Source organism: Pseudoneobacillus rhizosphaerae, assembly GCF_917563885.1.
Lineage (GTDB): Bacteria > Bacillota > Bacilli > Bacillales > Cytobacillaceae > Pseudoneobacillus > Pseudoneobacillus rhizosphaerae.
Genome location: NZ_CAKJTG010000020.1, coordinates 49843 through 73305, shown reverse-complemented (window position 1 = coordinate 73305; position 23463 = coordinate 49843). Strand labels below are relative to the sequence as shown.

Here is a 23463-nt window from a genome sequence, read left to right as displayed (position 1 = left end):
TTAGTCAAGCCATTATACGATTTAAGCTTTTCTTAAATTGCTTATTATAGCTGTATAGAAAAGCAAAAGGAGCGATTAAATATGAAAATTGTCATTATCAATGGAAGTCCAAGAAAAAAAGGTAGGACTGGAATTGCAACGAGATTTATTTCAAGAACGTATGGGATTGAACTAATTGACTTAAGTGGTTTGAATGCTGTGCCTTTATATAATGGCGATGATGAGCAAGACTTTCTAGAAAGTGTGATCCATTTACGAAAAATCGTAAAGGAAGCAGATGGAATTATTTTAGCCTCACCGGAATATCACAGTGGCATGAGTGGTTTATTGAAAAATGCATTAGACTTTTTAGGTAGTGAACATTTGCAACACAAACCAGTTGCGTTAATTGCTGTTGCTGGTGGAGGAAAAGGTGGGATTAATGCCTTAAACAATATGCGTACAGTTATGAGAGGTTTATATGCCAATTCGATTCCAAGGCAGCTCGTATTAGATCCGAAAGCCTTTGATTATGAAAATGATTCTATACATGAGGATACGGCTCATTTAGTAAATACCTTATTGGAGGAATTACAGCTTTATATTAAAAGCTACCTAGTGTTAAAGGAGCAATAGAATGAAATGGAATAAATTTTCTATTGGTTCAGGAATAATATTGATAAATCAAACCAAATAATTTTAAATGAAATTGGGCAAAACTAAGGGCTGAATCAAAAGGTGTAAACAACCTTTTGAATTCAGCCTATTTTTATTAGCCATTTTGTATCATGGTATATTCAGCTTCCTCAGCCAAATGTGTATTTGCATGGTCAATGTAACGCAACAAGGCATATAAGTGTTTCTCCAGAACGGAATAATCCTTTTCAAAGTGGTACGAATGAAGGAAGTGTTCAATTTTTTTGGCTAAAAATTGGTCCTCCGTTCTTACCATTAGAATTAATAAATTATCCCATTGTGAGCGGTGAGTGTAGTATAAAGCGCGATCGTAATCAACTATATTCAAATTTCCTCTCCTCCTTACTAGGAGTTGAGTTTATTGTATGGAAAAATCCCGTGTATCTTACCCTACAAATGTTGGGCATGCTGATTTTATTGGGTTACCAACATTTACGTGTATATTTGACCACTAAAATTATTAAAAAAATCAAATGATAAGGGGAAGAAGATAATATGAAAAAGATCATGATTCTATTTTGTGTTTGTTATATATTGTTAGCAAGTGCCACAATGGCGAGCGTCGTCAATCCTCATCAAACCTATACATATGAAAGAATGAAAGCAGATATTTGGGAATTAGAGAAGAAGTATGATGATGATTTAACAGTTAAGACCATTGGCTATTCTCATTTTGGACGAAGAATTTTTGCCGTTAAATTAGGTAAAGGCGAAAAAAACATTCTTTTAATTGGAAGCCATCATGGTAGAGAGTGGCTCACAAGCGCACTACTTATGGAAATGCTGGAGACATATACAAAATCGTATCAGGCTAATGGCAAAGTTGGTCCTCATTCAACCGATATTCTTGATGAAGTGTCCATATGGTTTGTACCAATGCTCAACCCAGATGGAGTGACTATTCAACAAGGTGATATAAAGAAGTTCCCTAAATATCATCGAGATAACTTAGTATTGATGAACATGAATTCAACTGATTTTTCAAGGTGGAAAGCAAATGGAATGGGAATAGATTTAAATCGTCAATACCCAGTAGGATGGAAAAATCATGCTAATAATGATGTAACGATTCCAACTTATCAGTTTTATAAAGGAAAGAAGCCTATTTCAACCCATGAAACGAAGGCAATAGTGAAGTTTACGAAAAAAATCAAACCGCAAATCGCCGTTTCTTATCATACTTCGGGGAGAGAAATTTTTTGGAATTATAATAATAAGGAAAATCAGCAGAGGGATTTAAGTATCGCTGAAAAGGTAGCTGCACTGACGGGCTATAAGTTAGCTTCACCTCCCCAGGATGCCATTGGGGCCGGGTACACAGATTGGTTTATTAGTACCTTTCAACGACCTGCATTAACATTAGAAATAAGTCATTTAGTTGGAGAAACGAATCCTCCTCTAGAGGTTTTTAGTGAAGAGTGGGAAAAAAATAAATTTATTGGAATGATGCTTGCAAAAGAAGCTAAAAATATCAATAATCCTAAATAAGAAAGTTGGAATCGAATGAAAAAGTATGTTTTTGCCGTCATGGCCATTTCTTTATTGCTTTTTAGTGGCCTTGTTCAAGTACAGGCTGAAAAAATGGATTATCAAAAATATGGTAATATTGCCATAGCCGTCGTAAAGGCAGACTATCCAGGTGAAGCTGTAACGGAATACGAATATATAGGACGCGAAAAATTGAATGAGACGGATGTTCAGGACTCATTTAAATTCAAAGTAAAAGAAAATGACAAATTAGTAAATGTAGTTGTAAAAGTAAAACACAGCATCCAAAACAATAAACTTTTGAATTTAACGGTCGAAGAAGTGAAATAGTGTTAGGTGGCAGGTATCAGGAAAATGATGCCTGCCACTTTTTATTTTCATCTTTCCTCAGTTTATTTCATACATTGTGATAAGAGGATAGGGGGGAAAGATGGATGAATGAGCAGAATCGCAAGGATCTCGAATATTCAATAACTGAAATTACGGAAATTGCTAAAGGTTTCGGATTAGATTTTTACCCAATGCGTTATGAAATCTGTCCAGCTGAGATCATCTATACATTCGGAGCTTACGGAATGCCAACAAGATTTTCCCATTGGAGTTTTGGAAAGCAATTTCATAAAATGAAGCTCCATTATGATTTAGGTTTAAGTAAAATATACGAGCTAGTCATAAACTCCAACCCATGTTATGCCTTTTTGTTAGATTCAAACTCATTAATTCAAAATAAACTGATTGTTGCTCACGTTTTGGCCCATTGCGATTTCTTCAAAAATAATGTACGTTTCCAAAATACGAAACGAGACATGGTTGAAAGTATGGCAGCAACGGCTGAGCGAATTAATCAATATGAAATCCTGTATGGGAAAGCAGAAGTAGAGGCCTTCTTAGATGCAGTATTGGCCATCGAAGAGCATATTGATCCATCACTAATGAGACCCAAATTAGCATGGTCAATGGATGATATAGAAGATGATGACGATAAACCACATTCCTCTCCATATGATGACTTATGGAATATTGATGATCGAAACAAGAAAAAAGTAGAAAGAAAAATAACAAAGAGATTCCCGCCGCAACCTGAGAAGGATATCCTGTTATTTATTGAATCGTACAGTAGAGAGTTAAAAGAGTGGCAGCGTGATATTCTGACGATGATGCGTGAAGAGATGCTTTATTTCTGGCCACAATTAGAAACGAAAATCATGAACGAAGGCTGGGCTTCCTTCTGGCATCAACGAATTCTCCGCGAAATGGACTTAACTAGCGGTGAAGCGATTGAATTTGCGAAGTTAAATGCTGGAGTAGTGCAGCCGTCTAAAACTGGAATTAATCCGTATTACCTTGGTATTAAGATCTTTGAAGATATTGAAGACCGCTTCAACAATCCTACTGATGAAATGATTCGCCGTGGGGTTAAACCTGGTTCAGGCCGAGAAAAAATGTTTGAGGTTCGCGAAATTGAGTCAGACATCTCCTTTTTACGAAATTATTTGACTAAAGATCTAGTCATGAGAGAGGATATGTATTTGTTCCAAAAACAAGGCAAGGAATATAAGGTTGTTGATAAGCAGTGGGAGCATGTCCGTGACCAGCTTGTTGGAATGAGAGTTAATGGAGGCTTTCCATATTTAACTGTTAATGATGGAGACTATTTAAAAAATGGTGAACTTTATTTAAAGCATTGGTACGAGGGAATTGAGCTTGATTTAAAATATCTAGAAAAGGTTTTACCATATGTTTATCAGCTGTGGGGAAGACCGACCCATATGGAAACCGTAATTGAAGGTCGAAATATGCTGTTTACTTATGACGGTAAGGGGATTCATCGGAAATATTTATAGGGAAAAGCAGTGGGAATAGCCACTGCTTTTTTTATAAAATATTATGGACAAGGACTGATTATTTTGAGTAGGAAAATTTGGATCACCATTTTTTCTAGTATTTTGATTGGAGTTGGTATTAATGGCTTTATTATCCCGATTCACCTCATTAATGGTGGATTATGGGGTGTTAGTCTCATAATTAATTATCTTCTTGGCTATAAAATTGCTATTACCTTTTTGTGCTTAAATGTGCCTATTTATCTTTTGGCGAGTTTGTACGACAAAGCTTATTTTGTTTATGGATTAATGGGAATTACCATTTCAAGCATAATAATTGGTCTGTTAACGCCATTGCAATTCTTGATTCACTTACCAACTTTACATAGCGTAATTCTTGGAGGATCAGCTATTGGAATAGGAGTAGGATTTATGTTAAGGGAACATATTAGCCCTGGGGGAATTGATTTACTTGCATTACTTATTTCAAAATGGTTATCCATTAATGTCGGAGTAGCATTAATAGTATTAGATTTAATCATCATTCTAATTGGGGTAATGATATTAAGAGACGAAAGGCTTTTATACTCAATAATAATCATTTCGATTGTAGGGTTATCGACTACCATTCTAACATATGTAAAAAATATCAATCTTTATGTATAGATTTGATATTTTAGGTATTAACCTTTTCACAAGCTAAGGAGCTTTTTGAGAACTGTGGTTTTATTTTTTTGCTAAAATAATTTATTTGATGGTTTTGCCCAATAAAAACGAGTCGATACTAAATATGGTATCGACTTTTATTATGGAAATTACAGCTTTGGATGTCACACATTATTCACATATTGATATTGTTTAGAGTAAAAAAGTCCCTTACCATTAGAGAAGACCCACTCATCTGTCATAATAGATGGTATAAGTATATAATCAAAAAAAAGAATGGCTACGTTACGACTACCCCCATTCTAATAAAGCAAAAGGAGAAGTTATGCTATGAAAAAAGTTCTTATTGCACTCATATTAGTTGGAGGAATTATAGCTGGTTGTTCTAACGAAAAAGAAAAGGATAATACCCAACAAAATGAGGATACACCACCTCTAGAATTCGTTGAAGTAACGATCCAAACTCCAGAACAAATTAATGTAAATGAGGAAATTGATATAAAAGCCATTGTGACTCAAGGAACCGATCAAGTAGATGATGCTAATGAAGTAAAGTTCGAACTGTGGAAAGTTGGTCAAGAGGAGCATGAAAAACTAGAAGCTCAAAATGATGGTAAAGGTGTTTATTCTATCAAAAAGACCTTTACTGAAGATGGACATTATGCGGTCATTGCCCATGTAACAGCAAGAAGCATGCATACAATGCCCAAAAGGGAATTTACAGTAGGAACACCTGGGGAAGAGGCAAATCATGAGGAGCATGGAACTGAAGAGGATACGGCCGCAAACCATGAAGAGCACCAGGATAACCATGGACATCATGAGTCAAGCTTAAATATCGACTTTAAACAGGATAATGCTTTCACATCTAATAACGAGGTTATTCTCAGTACTACTCTGACTAATGAAAATGCTCCATTAACAGGAGCTAAGGTTAGATATGAAATCGTACCTGATGCTGGTAATACAATATGGCTAGATGCTAAAGAAGAAGGAGAAGGTACTTATGAAGCACCAATAACCTTCCCAAAAGCAGGACCTTATCATATACAAATACATGTGAACAAAGAAGAAATTCATGAACATAAAATGATCATGATTGATGTGAAATAATATTTTTCATTAATGGAGAGAGGAGCTTTGATAAAAGCATCCTCTCTCTTCTTTTTTAGCTACTTAATCCATTCATTTATCTTATCCCAGCTTAGTGGACGACTAACATAATACCCTTGAGCATAGTCACATTGCTCACTATCAAGGAATTGCATTTGTTCATTGTTTTCTACACCCTCGGCTACCACTTTAAGATTTAGACTATGTGCGAGTGATATGACAGCTTTAGCAATCATCGCATTGGCATGGTCGGAATCTAAATTCATAATAAATGATTTGTCTATTTTTAGTGTATCGATAGGAAAATGTCTTAAATAACTTAATGAAGAGAATCCCGTACCGAAGTCATCTATCGAGATTTTTAAACCAAGAGATTTTAAGTTTTTTAAAACTACTCTCGCCTCTTCCGGTGATTTCATGACGGTGCTTTCTGTTAGTTCCAGTTCTAACGCATAAGGAGGTAGGCCAGTTTCAAGTAAAATGTTGGCGATTAACTCTTCAATATCTTGTTTATGGAATTGTGAAGCAGAGATATTTACACTAATTGATAGGTCTGTTAAGCCTTGATCATGCCATTCTTTACAACGGATACAAGCCTCTCTTATGACTAACTCACCAATTTGGACGATTAAACCCGTTTCTTCCGCTACTTGGATAAAGGCATTTGGGTATATTAGATTATTTTCACCTTTTTGCCAACGGATTAATGCTTCAGCTCCACTCATCTTACCTGTTAACATGTTTATTTTCGGCTGGTAATGAAGCACGAATTCTTTTCGCTCCAATGCTTCACGTAGCATAATTTCCATTTCCATACGTTCCCTAGCATGTTCTAACATGGATGAATCAAATTGGAGGTAGCAATTTCTTCCTTGTTCCTTGGAGCGATACATGGCGATATCTGCATTTTTAATTAATGTGTTCATATCCACTCCATCATTCGGATAAACACTTATTCCAATACTTGTACTAACATTAATTTTTTGTTTTTGGATATGAAAGGGGGGAGTCATAATTTTCATTACTTCTGAAGATACGTGCTTAGCCTCATCTTCGCAACTATCCGGAATAATAAAGATAAACTCATCCCCTCCAAGTCTAGCTAAAGAATAATTTTTCTTTTGTATGGTCTTCAACCGATTTGCAACTTGTTGGAGCAAGATATCTCCTGCTTGATGTCCTAGGCTATCGTTAATGACTTTAAAATGATCTAAATCTAGTAACAGAACACTTATTGATTTTGGATTACTATCCGTTTGCTTTAAAAATTGATTCATAAAGGATAAGAGATACCAACGATTAGGAAGACCAGTTAAAGCATCATGATAAGCCATATGTTGGATCTTTGCTTCCGTCTTTTTCTTTTCACTAATATCCCGACATAAGGCTAGATACATCTGTCTATCTGAAATATTGATTAATCTTAAATTAATATCAACCGGTATGCTTGTTCCATTTGGCTTTTTCATATAATCTTCAAAATTATATGAAGTATGAAAATCGGTACTTTTATTGATGGTGATGATTTTATTATTTAAGTTAGAAAATAAATAGGCTACATGTAGATAAAGTAAATCTTCTTTCTTAGAGCTAAGTAAATCACATGCGAATGGATTAATATCAACAATTAGGCCATTTTTTTCAATAAGAAAAAAACAATCTGCCGCCTGGTCAACTAAATTCCTGAATTTTTCTTCACTATCACGTAATCGTTTTTCGGCCTTGACTCGGTCTGTTATATCTAATCCAAATCCTAGAAGGAACTCTTCATTGGATTCGTCTGAATGGATAATGGTTTTTCCTGTATACATAAAAGACTCTTGACCTTGAAAGCCTACTGTGGTTTCTTTCGTTACCAGTTCTTTTTGTTGCCAAACCTCAAGATCACCGGTTCTCATTTGGTTTGCAATGTAAAGAGGGAAAAAATCATAGACCGTTTTTCCAACAACTTCATCAGGCTTCATTCCATTGCAAAGACATGCTTGTTTATTTGCAAAAATTGTTCGACCCTCTCGATCTTCTAAAAAAATATTAATTGGCAATGCATCAAGAATTTTTAAATTTAATGATTCATTATTTCTAAGTGCAGCTAGAAATTCATCATGTTTATTTTCTGATTTTTTCATGCGTAGACGAAGCTTCTCTATTTCTAAAGCATGTGTTTCATACTCTGCAAAGATGTGTTTCAATGAATTTTCCCTCCTTTAACAAAGAACGAATACTTAACATTCTAAGTTCCTCAATTTTTTCACCTAAACCTATTGTATAAATTGTTTGCACTTAAGAAGAGGTATACTTTTTACAAATTAATGAACTAATTATAGAATATGAATTTGTTAAGTTATAACAGTATTAAACTAAAACGTTGACTGAATGGTTTGTTTTCATATACATTTATATTATCTATATAAAAAATGGGGTGAGACTATTGGGAAGTATAACCAGATTTATCAGTTAGCTAGAGAGACGGTTCATTTTAAAACAAACCTTTTTCTTGCCCAATTAGGACTTATAACCATAATCCTTTTTGGTTTGTAGAATTTTGTCATGTTATTCGTACAAGTAAACATGGAATCAAGACGCATAAAAAATCATTTTTAATAATAAATAACTATTAACATATCACTAGGAGGTGTATTCCTTCATTGTATTTATACATGAAGGAGACTATTTGGACATATTTAATTTGATCATGGTGGCAATTTTAATTGCTTTAACAGGTTTTTTTGTGGCAACGGAATTTGCGATTGTAAAAATACGGAGTACCCGAATCGATCAACTGGTTGCGGAGGGGAACAAAAATGCAATTGCGGCCAAAACTGTGATCTCTAATTTAGACGAGTATTTATCTGCTTGTCAGCTCGGAATAACAATAACTGCTCTAGGACTTGGGTGGTTAGGTGAGGAAACGATTGCTCATATATTGCATCCTGTTTTTGATAAGTTTAATTTCTCTGAATCGGTTGCAACGGTGACCTCCGTTTCGATTGCCTTTGCTATCATAACCTTTTTACATGTTGTGGTTGGTGAGCTCGCACCTAAAACGTTAGCGATCCAAAAGGCTGAGGCGGTTACACTTTTATTTGCAAAACCAGTTATTCTATTCTATAAATTAATGTACCCAATCATCAAAACACTAAATGGATCCGCAAGACTTTTAACTGGATTGTTTGGTTTAGAAAGAATCTCTGAAAATGAAATCGCTCATACAGAGGAAGAGCTAAGAATGATCCTTTCAGAAAGCTATAAAAGCGGTGAAATCAATCAGTCTGAATATAAATATGTAAATAATATATTTGAATTTAATGACCGTATCGCTAAGGAAATTATGGTTCCTCGTACAGAGATGGTTGGTTTTGAGAAAGACTTAGTCATTGAGGAATTTATTTCTACAGCTACAGAAGAAAACTATACTCGATATCCGATATATGAAGGTGACAAGGACCATATTATTGGAATGATTAATATGAAGGAAGTACTTACAGACTTCGTTAAAAAAAGAAACATGAACGAACCAATCATAAAATATTCACGTCCTGTCATCAAAGTAATGGAATCCATGCCCATTCATGGTCTACTATTAAAAATGCAAAAAGAACGAGTTCATATGGCGATATTAGTAGATGAATATGGTGGCACTGCGGGTCTAGTGACGGTAGAGGATATCATTGAGGAAATTGTTGGTGATATAAGGGACGAATTTGATCATGATGAAGTTCCTGATATCAAGAAAATCAATGATAATAAGACAATTATTGATGGGAAAGTTTTAATAGAAGAAGTAAATGACTTATTTGGTCTTCAAATCGATGACACCGATGTGGATACCATTAGTGGTTGGATTTTAACCGAAAAAATGGAAGCAAAAGAAGGCGATAAAATTCCATTAGGTGAATATGAGTTTAGAATACTTGAGATGGAAGGCTATCATATTAAATCGCTAGAAATAGTGAAAATGCTTGGTCAAAAGTCTTTAGCATAGTAGGACCTTAGGAACCCTTGATTATTTCAGGGGTTTCTTTTGTTGTTAGGGTATTTGATTGGAAAATTAGGCTTTACGTGTTATCTTTAATTCATAGAATATAGTAGGGGAGGGGGGATAGACATGAAGGAATTACTAAAATACCTTTTAATTTTTTTGGGTTCTTTTTTTGTTTTACTAGGACTTGTAGGAATTGTTGTTCCTTTAATCCCAACGACTCCTTTATTGTTATTAGGGGCTTTTTGTTATGCACGTTCATCAGAAAAACTATATCATTGGCTTTTAAATACGAAATGGCTTGGGGAATATATTAGAAGTTTCCAAGCAGGGCATGGGATACCGACAAGAACCAAATTTATCGCCATTGCTGTTTTATGGCTAACATCAGGTTACTCGATTTTCTTCTTAATTCCTCTATTATGGGTAAAAGTACTCCTAATAGGAGTTGTATCGTATATTACTTACTTTATATGGTCAATAAAAAGTAAAGTTGCGAAGAAAGAAAATTAAAAAGAAAAAGGAAGGAGATGATCCTTCCTTTTGATTATTTTTTTTCTTCAGGTATGTCCTCAAGTGTTTCCAATCTTTCTAAAACTCTCCGTTTCCGATAAAGCATATCGCCAACCTCTGCAATGTCTTTAATCATTGACCGATTCGTGAAAGCGCCAAAAAGAAGCCCTGCGACGGGAATGAGTTGAAATAATTTCTTCCAACCAAACTGATCTCGGTACGTATAAATGACTTCTCGCCAGCCTTGTAGCTGTGATATGGCTTCATTAGAAGGGCTTTCCTTTCGATAGTAGGAAGAAAGTTCTCTCAAAATGGCTTCTTTGCCTACAATATCGGAGGAAGTAAACTGCAAACATTTAATAATAAAAACCCGTTCGTCTTTATCATTTGGGTCATATCCGTATATAATCGCAATTTCCTGCAAAGTTTTTAACGATAATCCAAGTAGGGCAGGGATATCGATTGCAAGAGTAAATACTCCTCCAAACCCAGTGGATGCGCCTTGGATTGCCGCAGCTTTAATCCGCTTTTCGGCAATTTGTTGAGTTATCTGTTTCATATTCGCAATAGGGACAGATGATGATACATCCTGAATACTTTCAATTGGATAGTTAACATTCGTTTGGATTGTATTTAACATTTGACGTTCGTTAATTAAATATTTTCCACCAGTTTGAAGATAGCTACCCATTTCATCTAACAATACGCCTATTTTATTATGAATGATCTTTGGAGTAATTTTGTCCAATATTTTAAACGGTAAGCGACCGATTCGTTCCCAAAACCAAAGTCCACTTTGATCCTTTTCCCATTTTTCAATGTGAACAAGCTCGATTGCTAATACTTGTTTTGTTTCCACCTTATGCGCCAACAACGATCATATCTGATTGAACGTAATGGAATAAAAGCTTAGCAGTATTTTCAATCGATGATTCATGCGTACGCTCGAAAGCATGAGAAGAATCAATTCCTGGTCCAATTAAGCCGTGAACAATATCATGCCCAGAACGAATTGCAGCAGATGCGTCAGAGCCGTAGAATGGATATAAATCAACCTTAAATTGAATATCATGATCCAAACAAAGCTGAGTCAATCTCTTACGTAATTCATAATGGTAAGGACCACTTGCATCTTTTGCGCAAATCGAAACAGTATATTCATCAGTGGATTGACCGTCACCCATAGCGCCCATATCTACCGCTAAATACTCAACTGTTTCTGGAGTGATGTTCGAATTTCCACCATACCCAATTTCTTCGTTATTCGATATTAGAAAATGAGTGGTATAAGGTAAAACGATATTATCCTCTTTAATCTGTTTAATAAGCTGCAACAAAATTCCAACGCTTGCCTTATCATCAAGGTGACGCGATTTAATATATCCGCTTTCTGTCACTTCCACTCTAGGATCGAATGAAACAAAATCACCAACCTCAATCCCTAAAGCACGAACCTCATCTGCACTATGTACTTTTTCATCAACACGAACTTCGATATTATCAATGCTACGTTCAGCTTTACCAGCATCCTTGTACACATGTACAGATTGTTGATGCATTAAAATCGTACCAGTTATCGTTTTACCATTCGATGTTTTGATTTGGCAATATTCACCCTCAATCGAGTTATATTTAAAGCCGCCAATCAAATCAATCTTTAAACGACCGCTAGGCTTGATTTCTTTGACCATAGCTCCAAGTGTGTCTACATGTGCTGTAAGCATTCTATGATGCTGTGTATCACGACCAGGAATAGTAGCAATCAAACCGCCTTTACGATTTCTATATGTGGTAACATTAACTTCTTTAAGAAGTTTTTCAACAAACTGAATGACTTGGTCTGTGTTACCAGAAGGACTTGGAATCGAAACCAAATCTTTTATTAAGTTGATAGTTTCTTTTGTACTAGGATAATTCATCTTTAATAAACCCCTTTTCTTTGTGGAAAATATAATCTTTTTCCTTAACAAAATTATACAATTAATCGAAACCGAATGAATAGTAAAAAGATTGTTGCATTGAATCAAAAAAGCATCCTTATAAAATAAGGATGCCCGATACTTAAATTTTGAAATTCATTTTTATAATGTTTGCCTTAATTAACGTATTCCAGATAATAACAAGTCCTGGTCCGATAAACATTCCGATAAATCCTATAAGTTTGAAGCCAATGAAGAGACTAATTAACGAAGCTAACGGTGATATACCCAAATTTTGAGCAAGTATTTTAGGTTCGATAGTCCTTCTTATCACTGTAATAGCTAAAAACAAGATGATTAAACCAGTACCTAAAAAGTCGTTATTTTGAAAAAAGGCAACAACAGCCCAAGGTACAAGTACCGATCCTGTTCCAAGTATTGGTAAAATATCAACAAGAACAATTAAAAGGGAAAGCAGTGTTTTATAAGGTGCTTGTAAAATCCATAAACCAATAAAGGCTAGAATAAAGGTTACAAAGCTTAGAATAATTTGCGCCTTAATGAAACCGATGGAAGCCTCTGCTAGTGGTTTTAGTACTAAATTTATTTTTGCTTTTGTTTCTTCTTTTAAATAGGAATTAATCGTTTTAAATATGTTTGGATATTCCAGGCTAATGAGAAAAAGAGCAATTAAATAGATTAAAAATTCAACCAAGAAACTAGGAATTGACGTTATCAATGAGATAAGACCTTCAGCCATATTTTGTAAAAATAAAGTCAGACCATTAACCGCATTTTCAAAAGATTTCTCGATCGAAGAAATGACATCAGGTGGTAAATTACTTAAATATTGCTCCCATTTTTTTATGAGAGGGCGTATGCCAGAATCGTAGAAGCTGATTACTAGCTTCGGTGCCAGTTTTGATAATGCTGTAACCTTTTGTGTTAAGGTTGAAACGGCATAATAAAAAGCAAAAAACAGTAAAACCAAATAACTTAAATAAGTGAGTAGCACAGCTTGAAATCGCTTAAAACGTAATCTATGTTTAAGAAAGCGAATCACGCGTTCCAACAAAATCGCAGTTATACCAGCAAAAACAATTGGAAGTATATATGGGAGTATAAGGTACATAACTAATAAAATACAAACTAATAACAGCCATTTTTTCCACATGTAAAGATAACTCTCCTCAAAGCTCAATTAACATTATTATAGAGTGTAATCACCTGAATGTATATTTATATTGAAAGAAAAAATAACTTTAACACTTTAAAGTATGTGGGGACAGTCCCCGGGTGCTTTAAAGTGTTAAAGAATGTTGACATTGGATTTAGGATACCTCATAATTCTATGTAGGTGGTGAGAAAATGTTTAATCGTGAATTAGTGAAAGGGAGCACTTCACTTATTTTACTCAAGCTTTTAAATGAGAAGGATATGTATGGCTATGAACTTGTAAAGGTACTTGATCAACGAAGTGAGCATCATCTTCAAGTTAAGGAAGGTACGTTATATCCAGCTTTACATAAGCTTGAAAACCAGGAATATGTAAAGTGTTATTGGGAAGAGCAAGAAAAAGGCCCAGCACGGAAATATTATCAGATAACTGCTGAAGGAAAGAAGCTTCTCCAGGAAAAAACAAACGAATGGAATCGTTTTGTGCAGGTGATGGGAAAAGTAATAAAGGGAAATGAAACATGATCGATAAAGAAGAATTTCTCACCAAACTGGAAATAGGACTACAGAACCATCCTAAAAAGAATGAAATCATAAAGGAATATGAACTGCATATTACTGAACTACTTGATGAGAAACCTTGTTTAGGGATTTCTCAAACCGACATGGACTATATTATTGAACGGCTCGGTACACCTGAAGAAATTTTGGAATCATGGAAAGAAGAAATGTCCATTACACCTAATAAGACGAAATGGAATTTTGTAATTGTTAACCTTTTGTTTTTCTCTTTCGGATTTCTATTAACCGCTTTACATAATTATTTCAAATGGGGTTGGACGGGTGCTATTTGGCAGAAATTAACCTCTATTTCAGGAATTATTATTTTAGTATATATACTGTTTTGGGGATTACTAGGCTATGAAATAGGAAGAGCATTTGGACCTAATGGCAAGAATCTAATGGTAAAAACTTTTCTTTTGTCCATTATTCCAAATTTAGCTCTAATGTACTTAATCGTTTTTCATATTATTCCGCATGAATGGTTTGAACCACTTTTAAATAAAAAATTTATCATTGTTTGCGTAGCGTTTACTTGTATCCTCTATCCAATATGTACATTGGGTTATTTTTGGGGGAAAAAAGCTTCAGTTCAATAAAATTTTTTTATCCATATACATCGTAATTCTTTGTATATAGAATATAAAGGTATTGAGGAGGAGGTAATTGAAATGAAAGCACTATTAGGAAATAGGGACTTCTATTTTTTCTTGGCATGTCTTTGTCTAGGAATTGCATTCCAACAAATGATTGAAAACTATTTTGGTGGAGTTTCTATATTTTTGTTTTTAGCTACTTTTTACACTGTATTTATACTAAGATTTCGAAATCGCCCATTAGCGAATATGCGCCTCGGTACATTACTAATGATTTGTACTTGGGTTTTAACAAGCACGTTTTTTTTGAATAATAGTTTGTTATTTTGGATGTTGAATATATTGATCATCCCATTTTTAATAGTTGTGCAACTGGTACTCATTACGGGTAAGCCAAAAACCATTTGGTACCACTGGAGTTTTCTAGCTATTATTTTGAAAACGATAGGTAAGTCCATTGGATTTACAAAGCAGCTTTTTTCTGAAAATATACGTAAGTTAAAAAGAGGAGTAAATGAGCAATCTTATCAGGTTGTGAAAAAAGTATTTATCGGACTCCTTATCACGGCTCCAATTATGTTTATGGTTTTAATTCTATTGTCATCAGCCGATTTAGAGTTTAGGAAAATTATTATTAATTTTCCAGGAAAAGTGTTTAATTTCGAAATTGGTGATGAAGTGATTAGGCTTATCGTGATATTATTTTTCACCTTTACTATATTTTCCTTTTTGCAAGTTCTTTACTATAAATCCTTTTCACTGGATCAACAGATTGGGGTACGCCGCTATTTTGCATGGGATCCGATTATTATTTGGACGCTATTAATTAGTCTTAACCTTGTCTATTTGTTATTTACCATCGTCCAATTTCGGTATTTATTTAACAATCAACTCGAAACAGGATTTACTTATGCTGAATATGCAAGGAGAGGATTTTTTGAATTATTAGTGGTAATTCTTTTAAATCTGTCTATATTAGTCATTGTTCTGTCACTAATGAAACATCAACAGCAGTGGAAACAACGAATGACAAGGGGATTATTAAGCACCCTCGTGGGTTTTACAGGCGTCATGTTGATATCTGCGTTCCTTAGATTAATGATGTATGAGGAAGCTTATGGATTTACCTTTTCTCGAGTTTTGGCCCATTCCTTTATGCTGTATGTGTTGATTTTATTAGTTTATACATTCTTAAAAATATGGTTAGATCGTTTATCACTTATCCATTTTTTCCTTCTTTCAGGCTTGATTTATTATTCATTGTTAAATGTCAGCAATATTGACCAAATGGTCGTAAATGAGAATCTAGAGCGATTTGAAAAGACGGGAAAGGTCGATATCCACTATTTAAATAGCTTAGGTTTCACAGGTATTTCAGGGTTAATCGAGCTATTTGAGGAAAACCCAAACGTCCCACAATTGCGGCAATTATTAAGGGAACGAAAACAAGTAGCAGTAAAAGATGAATCTGGTTGGTGGGAATGGAATTGGTCCAGGGAAAAAGCATATAATAAGCTAAAAGAAACTGAATTTTAGCACATTAAAGCGCTGAGGGACTGTCCCTCAGCGCTTTAATGTGCTAAAAAATTTGTTGCTTTTTTTGTAACATCTTGATAGTGAAAAAGATGTTAATATAAAAATATAAATAATATATAAAGCGCAGAGGGGAAATGTAAAATGGATCAAGTAATGAAAGCATTAGAGGAAATGAAAACCGTTATCCTCTCATATAATGATAAATTAGGAAATATTGAAAAAAGACTTGCTCGTTTAGAAAAGGTTGATAGTATAGAGCACCGTGTTGCGGTCAATCAAATTGATCTTTCCGATATTAAGGATACTTTAGAAGAGCTAAAAGAAAATTTCACCTTTAACCCTAACGATGAACTCAGAACGATTCATAAGCGTTTAGATTCACATCTTATCAAAATTGGCAGAGCAGAAGAGGAAATTATTATGTTAAAGAAACAACAAGCTAATACAGCTCACTAGTCTAAAGGAGATATTATGGAAAAGGATTGGACAAAAGACCTAGAACATGACGAGTATGAGAATGACATCGATCTACTATTAAAAGATGCCTTAGAGGCAGTTGAAATAACCAAACCAGGATATTTTGTGAACCTCGTAACGAGTGCAAACTTTGGGGACCCAGTAGAGTACCTTCAGCCACTAATAGAAAAAATGTATAATGAAACCGTTAGGCTTAAATATATTGATCAGTGTGGTTGCGGTGGACATGTGTTAAGAGTATGGAAGCTTAAAAAACTATAAAAAAAGTAGCCATTGTTAATTAACGGGTTCGGTTGATAGGGAGAAAATACTTATTCACAGCGGAATTCGCATAGTGAATCGTCAATGTTTTAACAGGAAATTTGCAATAGAAAAAGCAGAAGATTTGATGTGACCCCCAAAAGTTAGAATTCAATCTAACTTTTGGGGGTCATAACAAATTCGTATCCATCTGCTTTTATTAATTCATATTAGATTTTTAAACTCTTGATGAACATTATCATGATTCTCGTTCTTTAGCTTTTGCATCAAGAAGAAACGTGCATCAATAATAATGTGTAATATTATTGGAAATAAAAGAGAATCTGTCATTACATATACTCTTGCAAATACAAAACCAAGAAAACTTGTTAAGAGAAACCCTTTCCACCCCTGATAAATATGTCCAAATCCGAAAATTAAGGCAGATAACACTAAAACTACGGGTAAAGATAGATCAAAGGGTAGACTTTGTAAATAAAATATAACAAATCCACGATAAATGATTTCTTCACAAATACCAGCAGTTACACTTGAAGCTAACCCCCAATTTCGTTCTCTTTTATTCGCAGGGGCTAAAAAACTAATATTTTCCATTTGTTTATCCATTCTCTTCTTATAAAACGGAAGCCTAAATAAAACCAAGACTAAAAATAGGACACCTATAATAAATCCCAAAAACATACCTAGTAATTTTGAAGTGTTTTCATTTGGAATTTTTAATCCGAACTCTGTCCATGATACTGAAAAAGCGGCAGCCCCAATCAAAATTAAAAAGGTCAAAAACCATTCACTTTTCATGATAAACAGAAAATATTCTCTTTTTTCTTCCCAATTGCCCGTTTCTTTTACTTTTTTTGTATATTTAATATCTTGAAATGGGTAAACAAATAGTAAAAATATAAGAATAATTCCGCCAAAAATTAACATAACATTCCCTCCCTTATTTGGTAAATATTCCTTAAAAATTATACTCTAGTTTATTTTAAAAAACGAGATAAAAGATAATCTTTTTTATTAATTAACAATCTTTTTGATAAAGATTTTAGCAATGTTTAAAGACAGCACATAAATTTATGTGCTGTTTTTAATTTGTACGATAATTTTCTTACTAAATTGTCATACAAAATGCTATAAATGTTATCTTAACAACAATTGTAAGTGTTCTAATTGATGTGTTAATTTCAATGTCAAAGCGGGTGTGAATTGACGTTTCCTCCTCTTCACCCGACCCCTTTAAGTGCTAATAAGGCTACTTTTTTATGATGAGTTACTATATTGATTACCCTTTAATCCATTCTCTTTTCAACATGCTATAAATAATTAAATGATGATAATGTCCATATAGATTTTCACCATCACGAATGATTCCCTCTTGGGTAAAACCTAGTCTTTCTGGAATCGCTCTACTCTTATAGTTCCGTTCTCCACAACGAATTTCAACCCTATTTAACTTGAGCTGAAAGAAAACATAGTTAAGGAGTGCTTGCACAGCTTTAGTCATAATGCCTTTTCCTTGATTGCCTTCTCCCAAATAGTAGCCAATCGTGGTCATTTGATTTCTCCAGTCAATTTGATGAATTCCAATCGCTCCTACTAAAGTGCCTTTGTATCTTACACCTAAATTAAAGCCTTGGTTATCTGCAAATTGCTTTAACCACATTGGGATAATAGTATGATATTGAAAGGGAGAGTCCATAGAGTCAACCCACGGCAACCATTGCCGCAAGTAAAAGCGATTTTGATCAACTAAATCGAAAAGCTCATTTGCATGATGGTGTTGAAATAATTGCAATTCAATTTCCTGATCGACCTTTAGTGTAAACACTTTAAACCAACTCCTAAAACCAGTGATTCTAAAATTAAGGCTCTTTTCGTAAACTTTGTTGCTATTGCTACTAACATAAGCGACAAAACAAAAGACTAGCACATGAAAATTTCAAAAAGATACGAAAAGATGCCACGAAGCCATAAATAATACGGGATTAAACTCGGTTCGAAAAGCAACAATCTTTGCGAAAACAGCCAAAATTAATGACCAACTTTATTGATTTAATGGAAGCAGAATAGAAAAAATGGTTTGGTCACAACTCGATTTACAGGTTAAAACTCCTTTATGCTTTTCAATGATTTCTGAGCTAACGAATAGTCCTAGACCTGTACCAAGTTTTTTGGTTGTAAAAAACGGTTCGAAAATAGTTTTTTGATGCTCTTTAGGAATCATCGGTCCATTATTACTGATACTGATTTGAATAAAGGAATTTGGAATAAGCATCGTTTTAATTTCGATGATTGGTTCCTCACTAGGATAATGACAGATTACGTCGATTGCATTGAAAATGATATTGATGAGCACTTGACGAATCTCATCAACGTAACCGAAAAGGTTAACGTCTGTCTCTAAGTCTTTTAGTATCTTAACCTTACTGTCCAATATACTCGGATATAGAAAGACAAGAACTTCTTCTATCAACTTATTTAAATAAAAAGAAGTCTTTTCTTTTCCAATTAATTCCTTTTTAGATAATAAAAGAAATTGTGAAATTCTAAAATTGAGTTGTTCTAGCTCGTTGGAAATGATATCGAGATATTTCATTTCGGGATTTTCCGATTTAATTAGCTGAATAAAGCCTTGAACTGATGTTAGTGGATTTCTAAATTCATGAACGAAACTAGAAGTCATTTGACCAAGTAGAGTTAACCGGTCCTTGTGAGTAGAATCGATAAATTGTGTTTTTTCTTCAATGATTTTATTTTTTACATCTGTATAGGCAGAAACCGCAAAATATAAAAACTTATCAAAGCAATAATTAATCATATTAATGGTTTTCTGAAGATCATCCCATTCCTGACCGGACTCTGTTAATTGTTGATATACAATGGATCTTCCCATACTTACATTAAAAACAAAATCCCCAATATTAATATTTGCTTGCACTCTTTCTGTTGCAATTCGTGTAGCAAGTTTTTGAAGATGTTCATCAAGATCATATTCATCAGCAGAAACAATGTTCTGGATAAGGATGAACATAGACTCCCCATTCAAACGGATTTGATCTGCAAATGGGTCATTTGTGGAGATAATTATTTTTTTGCTCCACTCATTTAATATATCTTCCTTACGGCTCTCTAAATAGTCAACAAGTTTTGATTTCGTTTCAGATAACATGCAAACCTCCATATTCACGAAACAGTATAGAATGTTTCTATGTTATGTATAGTATTCGAGTTGTTTTGGCATTTTCCTTTATCGACTTTTGTAGAAAAATAAGAAGTTGTGACGAATGGTATATATTTTTAATAATTATCCTAGTGTTTTTCGAATTTTGCCTCCAAGTGAATAGAACTTAAGTCATTATAAAAATGTTTTACTTGTAATGCTGAAGTAAACGATGTATAGTCAAGTTGTTGTAAAAATTAAATATTTCCACAAGGGGAGCCGTTAAATCGGCTGAGAGTGAGCGTTTGAGTTCTAACCCTTAGAACCTGTTAGTTAATGCTAGCGTAGGGATGTGGTTTGGGATAGAAACAATGTGGACCATCCAAACCTCCAACATTGTTTTTTTTGTTGGATAGAAATGCTTCAGATTTAGTTCGAAAAGCAAATTTCTTTGCGAAAACAGCTTTGACACATGACAAAAAGGGTTATGATTCAACGTTTACCCAAATTTTAAGGGGGAAACGGAGAATGAAACAAAACAAAACGTTATTTTTAGTAGAGATTGCTATCTTTACGTCATTGGCTTTCTTATTAAACCTTGTATCACAAGTGATGCCTTTGAAGGTTTGGCCACAAGGTGGATCTGTTTCAATTGAAATGGTTCCAATATTCATAATGGCTTATCGTTGGGGAGTAAAGGGTGGGGTCTTAGCAGGATTTTTGTTAGGTCTTCTACAATTTGTATTTGGTCCTACCATTTATCATCCAGTACAAGGATTTATCGATTATTTTGTTGCATTTTCGGTAGTTGGTTTAGCTGGTCTATTTGCATCGCAAATTAAAAATGCAGTTCAACAAAAACAAAGAGGAAAGTGGATTGTACTTGCAACTCTGGGTATTTTGCTTGGAAGCTTGTTAAGATTTATTTCTCATTTTATTACAGGTATAGTTTTTTTTGGTAGTTATGCACCTGAAGGTCAACCAGTAGCACTTTACTCCTTTATTTATAATGGAACTTACATGCTACCAAATTTCATTCTTTGTGTGATTATCGTCGTTCTAGTCATTAGTGCGGCTCCGAAGAAAATGATCTAAAAATATATAAGTAGAGGCCAAACTCGGGTTTGGTCTCTTTTTTATGACGATTTTTCAACATTTCCAATATCGATAGCTGTATTACCAAAAGGTGTGACTTTTAGCACTGAAAATCATTTTCATTCCTGTTATAAAGAAAGAGAATCATTCTCATTTATTAAAATCAGGAACAAGGTGATTGATATGTTAGCTCAGTTAAAAACAGGTGAAAAAGGGATAATCTCCAATATTTCTAAAGCAGATGCTCTTGTTAGACGTCGCCTACTCGATTTAGGAATTACAGAAGGCTCAGAGGTTTGTATTAAATGTATTATGCCATTTGGTGGACCTTATATGTTAGAGTACTGTGGTCAGTGTGTCGGAATTCGACGTAAAGAAGCCATTCAAATTGAAGTGGAGAGATTATAATGGAAATCGCCCTTCTCGGAAATCCGAATACAGGTAAAACCTCACTTTTTAATCATCTAACAGGATCTTACGAATATGTGGGAAATTGGAGCGGAGTAACAGTCGAGAAAAAAGTTGGCTTGTTTAAAAACAAGCGAGCAACATTAATCGATTTACCAGGAATTTATACCCTTAACCCCCTTTCAAAGGATGAAGGGGTTGTCACTAATTATTTTCTTAAGGAACAATTGGATCAGCTATTAAATATATTAGATGCCTCTCAGCTAGAACGAAACCTCCATTTAACCATTCAACTACTAGAATATGAGAAACCATTAACCATCGGCTTAAATATGATTGATGTCGCCAAAAATAGAGGAATACACATTGATACGAACCTTTTATCTCATCGGTTAGGCGTACAAGTGAATCCGGTCATTGCCCGAAGTGGTAAAGGCTGCGATGCCTTGGCTGAAAGCATTACCACTGTAAAGCAATGCAACACACAGAAGCTACTAATCAATTATGGAAAGGTAATCGAAGACGCAATCATCGAGCTCGAAGAAATGCTCAATGGGAAGCAGACACCTTCTATAAGATGGCTTACGCTTCAATTATTAGAAGGTAATCCATATGTGAGGGAATATTTACATCAATGGGTAAAGCCAGAAGTATTATCAAATTTTGTGAATGGCGTGAGCCAGCAAATCATCTCAAGCGAAGGTATTATGACACTAGAGCAATTTATTTATCTAAAAAGAAAAGCAGTTATCCAGTCCATTCTTAATGATGCTGTTACTTATTCAGAAAAAGAAAAGACCCCATTTACCGAAAAGGTAGATAAAATTGTAACTAATAAATTTTTAGGGATGCCAATATTTTTATTGATGATGTACTTAATGTTTATGCTAACCTTCAATTGGCTTGGCTTTCCTTTATCTGATGCACTAGACTCCTTGATTTCAGGTCCTATTACAGAATGGACTATTAATCTCCTAACGTTGGTTGGGGCGACAGACTTTTTGTATTCCTTAGTAGTGGATGGAATCATTGCAGGTGTCGGTGGGGTCATTGTATTTGTACCACAAATATTTATTTTATTTTTCTTTATTTCATTATTAGAAGACTCAGGTTATATGGCAAGGGTAGCACTTGTAATGGATCGAATTATGGAGCATGTTGGTTTAAATGGGAAAGCATTTATCCCCATGATGATTGGATTCGGATGTAACGTACCAGGAATAATGGCAGCGAGAACAATAGAAACACCTAAAGAACGTTTGTTAACCATTTTACTAACTCCTTTAATGTCTTGTTCTGCGAGATTACCTGTTTACGCTTTATTCGTCGGTTCCTTTTTTGTAAAACAAGAGGCGTTAATTGTTTTATCACTATATATATTGGGCATTTTAGTTTCCCTTCTCTTGGCAAAAATATTTTCAAAAACATTATTAAGTGGTGAAACATCTTTATTTGTTATCGAATTACCACCGTATCGCTTACCTCAAGGGAAAGCTTTATGGCGAAGTACTTGGGATAAAGGAAAAAACTTTGTGAAAAAGGCAGGTACATTTATCTTTGCCGGATCGGTCTTTATTTGGCTACTATCATATGCTGGCCCAAATGGACTAAATGTAAATATGGATGATAGCTATTTAGCTGCTATTGGAGGAGTAATTGCTCCACTATTACAGCCAATTGGCTTTGGCTCGTGGCAAGCAGGATCGGCTTTACTTACAGGATTCCTAGCGAAGGAAGCCATCATTTCTACAATGAATATCATTTATTTTGTTCCAGATGAAGCTTCTCTCCAAGGGTTATTGGCATCTACCTTTACACCTTTATCAGCGTATAGTTTTATGGCATTTATATTGTTGTATATTCCTTGTTTAGCAACAGTGGCAACGATTTATAAAGAGACGGGTTCAAAGAAATGGACGATATTTTCTTGCTTTTATGCTCTTATCATTGCCTATGTCATTTCATTAATCATCTACCATGGCGGAAAACTACTAGGCTTCACATAATCCACTTTTAGGGG

Annotated in this window: 24 protein-coding genes and 1 riboswitch; of the genes, 16 read left to right on the top strand and 8 right to left on the bottom strand. The window is 34.4% G+C overall.

Features of this window, described 5'->3' with window-relative positions; translation table 11 throughout:
• Positions 1-81: 81 nt before the first annotated feature.
• Positions 82-615, top strand: coding sequence for an NADPH-dependent FMN reductase (locus LRP83_RS16415; RefSeq protein ID WP_230497772.1), 534 nt, complete (start codon positions 82-84; stop codon positions 613-615).
• A 136-nt stretch (positions 616-751) separates the two neighbouring features.
• On the opposite strand, the gene LRP83_RS16410 is transcribed toward LRP83_RS16415, so the two are convergent.
• Positions 752-1003, bottom strand: coding sequence for a YhdB family protein (locus tag LRP83_RS16410; RefSeq protein WP_230497771.1), 252 nt, complete (start codon positions 1001-1003; stop codon positions 752-754).
• 167 nt (positions 1004-1170) lie between these two features.
• Here LRP83_RS16410 and LRP83_RS16405 point away from each other — a divergent pair, with 167 nt between their 5' ends.
• From LRP83_RS16405 to LRP83_RS16385, 5 genes are all read left to right on the top strand, one after another.
• Positions 1171-2163: a M14 family zinc carboxypeptidase gene (locus tag LRP83_RS16405; RefSeq protein ID WP_230497770.1), complete on the top strand. Its 993-nt coding sequence runs from the start codon at positions 1171-1173 to the stop codon at positions 2161-2163.
• A 15-nt stretch (positions 2164-2178) separates the two neighbouring features.
• A complete protein-coding gene (locus tag LRP83_RS16400) occupies positions 2179-2493 on the top strand; it encodes a DUF3889 domain-containing protein (RefSeq protein WP_230497769.1) in 315 nt (104 codons plus the stop codon).
• A gap of 104 nt (positions 2494-2597) precedes the next feature.
• Positions 2598-4007 (top strand): SpoVR family protein, encoded by a 1410-nt coding sequence (locus LRP83_RS16395; RefSeq protein WP_230497768.1) that lies wholly within the window; start codon positions 2598-2600, stop codon positions 4005-4007.
• Between the two features lie 63 nt (positions 4008-4070).
• A complete protein-coding gene (locus LRP83_RS16390) occupies positions 4071-4652 on the top strand; it encodes a YitT family protein (RefSeq protein ID WP_230497767.1) in 582 nt (193 codons plus the stop codon).
• A gap of 330 nt (positions 4653-4982) precedes the next feature.
• Positions 4983-5765: a FixH family protein gene (locus tag LRP83_RS16385; protein ID WP_230497766.1), complete on the top strand. Its 783-nt coding sequence runs from the start codon at positions 4983-4985 to the stop codon at positions 5763-5765.
• Between the two features lie 59 nt (positions 5766-5824).
• Here the strand turns inward: LRP83_RS16385 and LRP83_RS16380 are convergent, their stop codons facing one another.
• Complete coding sequence (locus LRP83_RS16380) at positions 5825-7954, bottom strand: sensor domain-containing protein (protein WP_230497765.1); 2130 nt, start codon at positions 7952-7954, stop codon at positions 5825-5827.
• Positions 7955-8436: 482 nt separating this feature from the next.
• Here LRP83_RS16380 and LRP83_RS16375 point away from each other — a divergent pair, with 482 nt between their 5' ends.
• The gene (locus LRP83_RS16375; RefSeq protein ID WP_230497764.1) at positions 8437-9747 is read left to right on the top strand and encodes a hemolysin family protein; all 1311 of its coding nucleotides are present in this window, start codon (positions 8437-8439) and stop codon (positions 9745-9747) included.
• A gap of 123 nt (positions 9748-9870) precedes the next feature.
• A complete protein-coding gene (locus tag LRP83_RS16370) occupies positions 9871-10257 on the top strand; it encodes a YbaN family protein (protein ID WP_230497763.1) in 387 nt (128 codons plus the stop codon).
• A gap of 34 nt (positions 10258-10291) precedes the next feature.
• On the opposite strand, the gene LRP83_RS16365 is transcribed toward LRP83_RS16370, so the two are convergent.
• The 3 genes from LRP83_RS16365 to ytvI form a co-directional block, all read right to left on the bottom strand.
• Positions 10292-11116 (bottom strand): EcsC family protein, encoded by an 825-nt coding sequence (locus tag LRP83_RS16365; protein WP_230497762.1) that lies wholly within the window; start codon positions 11114-11116, stop codon positions 10292-10294.
• 1 nt (position 11117) lies between these two features.
• Positions 11118-12176, bottom strand: coding sequence for a M42 family metallopeptidase (locus LRP83_RS16360; protein ID WP_230497761.1), 1059 nt, complete (start codon positions 12174-12176; stop codon positions 11118-11120).
• A 142-nt stretch (positions 12177-12318) separates the two neighbouring features.
• On the bottom strand, positions 12319-13350 hold the full coding sequence (gene ytvI / locus LRP83_RS16355) for a sporulation integral membrane protein YtvI (RefSeq protein WP_230497760.1): 1032 nt from the start codon (positions 13348-13350) through the stop codon (positions 12319-12321).
• A gap of 194 nt (positions 13351-13544) precedes the next feature.
• Here ytvI and LRP83_RS16350 point away from each other — a divergent pair, with 194 nt between their 5' ends.
• The 5 genes from LRP83_RS16350 (at position 13545) to LRP83_RS16330 (ending at position 16783) form a co-directional block, all read left to right on the top strand.
• A complete protein-coding gene (locus LRP83_RS16350; RefSeq protein WP_230497759.1) occupies positions 13545-13877 on the top strand; it encodes a PadR family transcriptional regulator in 333 nt (110 codons plus the stop codon).
• Positions 13874-14512 carry an HAAS signaling domain-containing protein gene (locus LRP83_RS16345; protein WP_230497758.1) on the top strand — a complete coding sequence of 213 codons (639 nt, stop codon included), beginning with the start codon at positions 13874-13876 and terminating at the stop codon, positions 14510-14512. Before LRP83_RS16350 ends, LRP83_RS16345 begins: the two co-directional genes overlap by 4 nt.
• Positions 14513-14584: 72 nt before the next feature.
• The gene (locus LRP83_RS16340; protein WP_230497757.1) at positions 14585-16045 is read left to right on the top strand and encodes a DUF4153 domain-containing protein; all 1461 of its coding nucleotides are present in this window, start codon (positions 14585-14587) and stop codon (positions 16043-16045) included.
• 141 nt (positions 16046-16186) lie between these two features.
• Entirely contained in the window at positions 16187-16501 is a 315-nt protein-coding gene (locus tag LRP83_RS16335) for a hypothetical protein (RefSeq protein WP_230497756.1), read from the top strand.
• A 15-nt stretch (positions 16502-16516) separates the two neighbouring features.
• Positions 16517-16783: a CGCGG family putative rSAM-modified RiPP protein gene (locus LRP83_RS16330; protein ID WP_230497755.1), complete on the top strand. Its 267-nt coding sequence runs from the start codon at positions 16517-16519 to the stop codon at positions 16781-16783.
• A 204-nt stretch (positions 16784-16987) separates the two neighbouring features.
• Here the strand turns inward: LRP83_RS16330 and LRP83_RS16325 are convergent, their stop codons facing one another.
• The 3 genes from LRP83_RS16325 to LRP83_RS16315 form a co-directional block, all read right to left on the bottom strand.
• Positions 16988-17710, bottom strand: coding sequence for a CPBP family intramembrane glutamic endopeptidase (locus LRP83_RS16325; protein WP_230497754.1), 723 nt, complete (start codon positions 17708-17710; stop codon positions 16988-16990).
• Positions 17711-18062: 352 nt separating this feature from the next.
• Positions 18063-18608 carry a GNAT family N-acetyltransferase gene (locus LRP83_RS16320; RefSeq protein WP_230497753.1) on the bottom strand — a complete coding sequence of 182 codons (546 nt, stop codon included), beginning with the start codon at positions 18606-18608 and terminating at the stop codon, positions 18063-18065.
• A gap of 216 nt (positions 18609-18824) precedes the next feature.
• Complete coding sequence (locus LRP83_RS16315; protein ID WP_230497752.1) at positions 18825-19949, bottom strand: histidine kinase N-terminal domain-containing protein; 1125 nt, start codon at positions 19947-19949, stop codon at positions 18825-18827.
• Between the two features lie 253 nt (positions 19950-20202).
• A riboswitch (TPP riboswitch) is annotated at positions 20203-20308 on the top strand.
• 160 nt (positions 20309-20468) lie between these two features.
• Here LRP83_RS16315 and thiT point away from each other — a divergent pair.
• The 3 genes from thiT (at position 20469) to feoB (ending at position 23449) form a co-directional block, all read left to right on the top strand.
• Positions 20469-21035, top strand: coding sequence for an energy-coupled thiamine transporter ThiT (gene thiT, locus LRP83_RS16310; RefSeq protein ID WP_230497751.1), 567 nt, complete (start codon positions 20469-20471; stop codon positions 21033-21035).
• 183 nt (positions 21036-21218) lie between these two features.
• Positions 21219-21443, top strand: coding sequence for a FeoA family protein (locus tag LRP83_RS16305; protein WP_230497750.1), 225 nt, complete (start codon positions 21219-21221; stop codon positions 21441-21443).
• Entirely contained in the window at positions 21443-23449 is a 2007-nt protein-coding gene (gene feoB / locus LRP83_RS16300; protein WP_230497749.1) for a ferrous iron transport protein B, read from the top strand. The genes LRP83_RS16305 and feoB overlap by 1 nt, the downstream gene beginning before the upstream one ends.
• The last annotated feature ends 14 nt before the right edge of the window (positions 23450-23463 follow it).

Bases quoted from the DNA above. Each gene is read 5' to 3' on its own strand.
- LRP83_RS16415 (WP_230497772.1), top strand. From the start codon at position 82: ATGAAAATTGTCATTATCAATGGAAGTCCAAGAAAAAAAGGTAGGACT.
- LRP83_RS16405 (WP_230497770.1), top strand. From the start codon at position 1,171: ATGAAAAAGATCATGATTCTATTTTGTGTTTGTTATATATTGTTAGCA.
- LRP83_RS16400 (WP_230497769.1), top strand. From the start codon at position 2,179: ATGAAAAAGTATGTTTTTGCCGTCATGGCCATTTCTTTATTGCTTTTT.
- LRP83_RS16395 (WP_230497768.1), top strand. From the start codon at position 2,598: ATGAATGAGCAGAATCGCAAGGATCTCGAATATTCAATAACTGAAATT.
- LRP83_RS16385 (WP_230497766.1), top strand. From the start codon at position 4,983: ATGAAAAAAGTTCTTATTGCACTCATATTAGTTGGAGGAATTATAGCT.
- LRP83_RS16370 (WP_230497763.1), top strand. From the start codon at position 9,871: ATGAAGGAATTACTAAAATACCTTTTAATTTTTTTGGGTTCTTTTTTT.
- LRP83_RS16360 (WP_230497761.1), bottom strand. From the start codon at position 12,176: ATGAATTATCCTAGTACAAAAGAAACTATCAACTTAATAAAAGATTTG.
- ytvI (WP_230497760.1), bottom strand. From the start codon at position 13,350: ATGTGGAAAAAATGGCTGTTATTAGTTTGTATTTTATTAGTTATGTAC.
- LRP83_RS16350 (WP_230497759.1), top strand. From the start codon at position 13,545: ATGTTTAATCGTGAATTAGTGAAAGGGAGCACTTCACTTATTTTACTC.
- LRP83_RS16345 (WP_230497758.1), top strand. From the start codon at position 13,874: ATGATCGATAAAGAAGAATTTCTCACCAAACTGGAAATAGGACTACAG.
- LRP83_RS16340 (WP_230497757.1), top strand. From the start codon at position 14,585: ATGAAAGCACTATTAGGAAATAGGGACTTCTATTTTTTCTTGGCATGT.
- LRP83_RS16335 (WP_230497756.1), top strand. From the start codon at position 16,187: ATGGATCAAGTAATGAAAGCATTAGAGGAAATGAAAACCGTTATCCTC.
- LRP83_RS16330 (WP_230497755.1), top strand. From the start codon at position 16,517: ATGGAAAAGGATTGGACAAAAGACCTAGAACATGACGAGTATGAGAAT.
- LRP83_RS16325 (WP_230497754.1), bottom strand. From the start codon at position 17,710: ATGTTAATTTTTGGCGGAATTATTCTTATATTTTTACTATTTGTTTAC.
- LRP83_RS16315 (WP_230497752.1), bottom strand. From the start codon at position 19,949: ATGTTATCTGAAACGAAATCAAAACTTGTTGACTATTTAGAGAGCCGT.
- thiT (WP_230497751.1), top strand. From the start codon at position 20,469: ATGAAACAAAACAAAACGTTATTTTTAGTAGAGATTGCTATCTTTACG.
- LRP83_RS16305 (WP_230497750.1), top strand. From the start codon at position 21,219: ATGTTAGCTCAGTTAAAAACAGGTGAAAAAGGGATAATCTCCAATATT.
- feoB (WP_230497749.1), top strand. From the start codon at position 21,443: ATGGAAATCGCCCTTCTCGGAAATCCGAATACAGGTAAAACCTCACTT.